A 4,383-nucleotide genomic window follows, 5' to 3' on the forward strand; every position below is an offset into this window, starting at 1 on the left:
GTCGAAGCGGGAGGAGGTGAGGACGGCGCCGGAGAGGTTGGTGTGAGCGAGCAGGGAGTGGTCAAAGGAGCAGGAGCGCAGGAAGGCGTCCTGGAGCTGGCGGCCGGACAGGTCGAGCTGGGAGAGGTCGAGGTTGCTCGCCAGCCAGCGCTGGCCGTGGGTGTGAGAGGAGGCGAGCCAGCGCTCATGGTCTTGCAGGCGGTTGGCGATGGGATCAGGCAGGGTGCGGGTCATGCGACTTTCCTCACTTTCTCGGCAGGCTAGATCAGACGGGTCAGCAGTCTCATGGGAATGGTTACTCTTGCAGGGCCTCGAGGCCGGCAGGGAGAGGGGAGGTGGCGGCCCAGCGGAGCCAGCGGTGGGCGGCCTCTCCGAAGAGGGGTTCGGGTTGCTCGAGCGGGCCGACATTGAGCCAGTCGGCGCGGACGGTCTCGAGGCCGATGGCGCCGAAGAGGCGGGTTCGCCAGAGGCGGGCGCCGGAGAGGTCGGCATGGGAGAGGTCAGCGCGCACGAGAATAGCGCTCTGCAGGTCGGCGCCGCACAGACGGGCGTGCTGCAGGCAGGCCCAGTGGAAGTCGGCCCCCGTGAGATTGCTCTCGGAGAGGTCAGCGCCGGAGAGGTCGGCCAGCTCGAAGGAAGCGCGAATGCCGCGCAGGCGACGGAGGCTGGCCTGCCGGAAGCGTGCTCTCCAGCAGGTGGCCTTCGCCAGGCAGGCTTCATCCAGGATGGCCCCATTGAAGGAGCAGGAGTCCAGGGACGTCCCCGAGAAGTCGCAGCGGCGCAGGAGGGCGCCTTCGAAGGTAGAGGAGGAGAAGGAGGTCTCAGCCAGCAGGCGGCCAGAGAGGTCGAGGCCGTGCAGGTCGAGGCCCTGAGGATCCAGGTCCTTCTGGAGAGGGGAGGCCTCGCGTCGATCGGTCTGCAGCCAGCGTTCGTGGGCCTGGAGCCAGTCGAAGAGCAGGGGAGGGCGGGAGTGGGCGGGGGCCTGCAAGAGCCAGTGACGGGCGGCCTGGCCGGAGAGGTGCTGGGGCTGGTCGGGAGGGCCGACATCGAGCCAGTCGGCGCGCACGGACTCGAGGCCGGAGGCGTGGGAGAAGACGGCGCGCCAGAGGCGGGCGCCGGTGAGATCGGCACCGGAGAGGTCAGCGCCGAAGAAGGAGGCCTGGTGCAGGGTGGCCTCGCGCAGGCAGGCGTGCTGCAGGCAGGCATGGTCGAAGCGGGCCAGCCGCAGGGAGGCCCCAGACAGGTCGGCGCCGGAGAGGTCGGCCTCGGAGAAGTCGGCGCGTTCGGCCTGCAGGCGGTGGAGAACGGCCCCGTGCCAGTGGGTCTGCCAGCAGACGGCTCCAGCGAGGGAGGCGTCAGGCAGTCGGGCGTGGTCGAAGCGGGAGGAGGTGAGGACGGCCTCAGAGAGGTTGGTGTGAGCGAGCAGGGAGTGGTCAAAGGAGCAGGAGCGCAGGAAGGCGTCCTGGAGCTGGCGGTCGGACAGGTCGAGCTGGGAGAGGTCGAGGTTGCTCGCCTGCCAGCGCTGGCCCTGCTTGTGGGGGAGAACGAGCCAGCGCTCATGGTCTTGCAGACGGTTGGCAATGGCATCAGGCAGCGTGCGAGTCATGCGACTTCCTCACTTCCCTAAAGAGGCAGAAGAAAGCTTGTGCCTTACGATCTCTCGTTATACCATATCAACGCATAGGATTCAAGCAGCGGAACCAACAGTGACCCTGACGTGTGGAGCTGGAATGTCAGGTATGCCTGGCGGTGCGGGGGGATGAGGATACCAGAGAATACGATTCTTCCAGCCTGGATCGCCTTGCTGTAGTAGTTGTTCCAGTTGCTGCAGGTCTTGCAGCTTGAGATTGGGATCAGAGCAGTCAATAATGACATTCTGATCGGTCCGGATAAGTTCTTGGCTAATCGTACTAAACCACTTTGAGACACTGTCTGTGCTCTTAAGACTCTTAATATCCCATTGCTTGCCAGTACCGTCCTCGAAATCGACCTCTGGTGTTTCACCTCGCCAGATAGGCAGAGGAAGCTTTCCCTGAGCTGCTAAATCAAGAGCTATCTTTGCCTCCTCGTAATTGAGTTGATTTTGCGCTAGATCATAAGCGAGGGAGAGGATCCAAATCTCGAACGCCTCGGGGCTGCCGGCCACTGGTTCTAGCTGCTGAAAGGCCTGTTCGAGGGCTTTGATCTTGTTCCAATCGACTTGCAAGGAAACCGCCTTATCGGCTAGCATGATTATCCGTTCCCAGATCTTTTGGATCAACTTCTGTTGACTTCTCAAATCCGAGATTTTGAGGTATTCTTTAAAAGAGATGTATAGGGATACAAAGCTAAGAAAAAGTTCTATTGGATCATTTCCTAGAAGATTTAAGAGTGAGGAAGGTAATTTCCCTTTCAGCTTCTGTATTAGCATTGAAAGTTCTGCAACTGTCAGATCCCCGTACTTCTGCTGAAGCTCTCGAAGTAGACTTTCGGAAACGCCCCAGGACTTGGCAAGCTCTGCGATCTCCTGGTCCGACAGATCTTTCAGTTTGGCCGAGGCATTGTAGGGAATAAGGGAGGGTAAATCAATGGTCACGGCGGAGGAGATCTGGTCAGGATCACCTGGCAGCGGCGGCAAAGGCTCACTGGCCAGGGTTTCCATCTTTCCCTGCCAATCTTGGAGATCATCGATGGCAGGAGTGAGCTCTAAGATTGAGTCCACTGCAGATATACCCAGGGCCCCTAGCACGAAAGATATGAGGGCCGGACCAGTTACTCCTGGTGGAATCTCGAAAGGCTCAGGATTGGTGACAGGCTCAGGATTGGTGACAGGCTCAGGATCAATAGTGGGTGGAGGATTCCTGACAGGCTGAGTCACAGAGGGGGGAAATGATGCAGGACTCTCAGGAGCTGGAGGAGCCAGAGTAATCTGTGACTGTGAGGCCAGGCGCTGAGCTGTGCCAGAGGCCCACTGGATCAGCTCATCGAGCAACTGGTTAGAGTCAGAAAGGAGAGATCCGATACGTGGTGAAGGTCCTGGATCTTGCCAATCGCATAGGGTACGCTCCATTTGCAGATAGCGATTGACCAGATCGAAGAAAGCTTCGGCGGCTCGCCCCCGGAATAAAGCGTTATCACTGAGGAGCGGCGCAACGGCATTGGCGAAGTCACGGACAGCCTGCTTGTAGGTCGCATCGAGGGCACTAATGGCATCTTGGGGCAGCAGGACTAGAGGCTGAACGACATAGGCATCAAACTGTTGGAAGATATCCATATATCCGCTCATTTTGCTCCTCCGTTAGAAAGCGGTGGGATTCTCAGAAGAGGGGGCATAACCGTGCGAAGGCTCACTCGTCTGGCTGCTCTGTTGGAAATGGGACTGCATCTGTTGATCAAGATCCCCCGCCTGCTGGATGAGGTCAAAGAGAGCTTGAGCTAGCTGGATCTGCCAGTCATAGGCAGCGCGCAAACGCCTGGCATAGGGTTCGAGGACGCTTCTCACATAGGAACGAATCTCTATTAAGTTTGCCATATCAGGCGAACGGCTTTGGCGTTGCTCATAGACGTACTGGCTAGGAGTTGTTCCATCGTCCCACCAGCGGTCAACAGCCCGATCAATGACTCCTGCTGGGGTCGGAGGGGAATAATAGCCATTGACCTCTTCATCAAGCCAATTCTGGATAATTGCCCAACTCTGATCGTGCTGATCACGTGCGAGCGAGGCTTTTACCAGAATGGAGGCGGCGGCGTTGCGCAGGGTATCGAGGGGATAGAGAGCCCAGTCGCTGGAGCTGGAATCATCCGATGGACTAGTAGGCTTGACAAAAGCCATCGTTCCCTCCTTAGAGGACAGCCGCTGAGAAACCCTCAGAGGAACACTTTCCTCCGTGAAGCATGAAGCCAGAACTGTCATGCTCTGACCTTATCTTCAAGAGATATAACGTTACATCATCAAATTGTCAATATTACAATTTTCCTATCTCTGAACCTATGAACCCCGAAAGGAGCTGTAGACCTATAGCCTGAGCAAGAGCGTCATCTGCTCTAGACAAGTGAGGGGTAGATCAAGCATTCTTCCTTGCCTTGTGGACAAAGTGCCCTTTGAATCTGGGCCGTAACTCAGTATCGCGACAGTCCTGGTAATATCACCTGCGGGTCATGTCTGGCGGGGCGGCTTGTAAAGGCTACTGGCCTTCTATAATGGTGATTATAAGATAATAATCTATATGAAATATAAAGTGATATTGATAGAGCAAAAATGATAAAAAAATTCCAGTGCCGTACACACTTCCGGGCACTGGAATCAATATAGTATCAGCTCTTGAGGCACAATAAAAAGGGGCGAGATTGAAGAAGACCGGTAATAAAAAAGCGAAGTAGAGCGAGAGAGGCCGTCAGCAGCCT

At 57.1% G+C, this 4,383-nt stretch carries 4 protein-coding genes; all 4 read right to left on the minus strand.

Annotated elements, in window-relative coordinates; all coding sequences use genetic code 11:
• On the minus strand, positions 1-234 hold a 234-nt coding region (locus tag ACFMO7_RS03550), incomplete at its 3' end, for a pentapeptide repeat-containing protein (protein WP_376794154.1).
• Positions 235-295: 61 nt separating this feature from the next.
• On the minus strand, positions 296-1,606 hold the full coding sequence (locus ACFMO7_RS03555; protein WP_376794155.1) for a pentapeptide repeat-containing protein: 1,311 nt from the start codon (positions 1,604-1,606) through the stop codon (positions 296-298).
• 81 nt (positions 1,607-1,687) lie between these two features.
• Positions 1,688-3,253, minus strand: a complete 1,566-nt coding sequence (locus tag ACFMO7_RS03560; protein WP_376794156.1) for a hypothetical protein — start codon at positions 3,251-3,253, stop codon at positions 1,688-1,690.
• Positions 3,254-3,277: 24 nt separating this feature from the next.
• A complete protein-coding gene (locus ACFMO7_RS03565) occupies positions 3,278-3,811 on the minus strand; it encodes a hypothetical protein (protein ID WP_376794157.1) in 534 nt (177 codons plus the stop codon).
• Positions 3,812-4,383: the final 572 nt, after the last annotated feature.

The organism is Thermogemmatispora sp., from assembly GCF_042408735.1.
Classification (GTDB): Bacteria; Chloroflexota; Ktedonobacteria; order Ktedonobacterales; family Ktedonobacteraceae; genus Thermogemmatispora.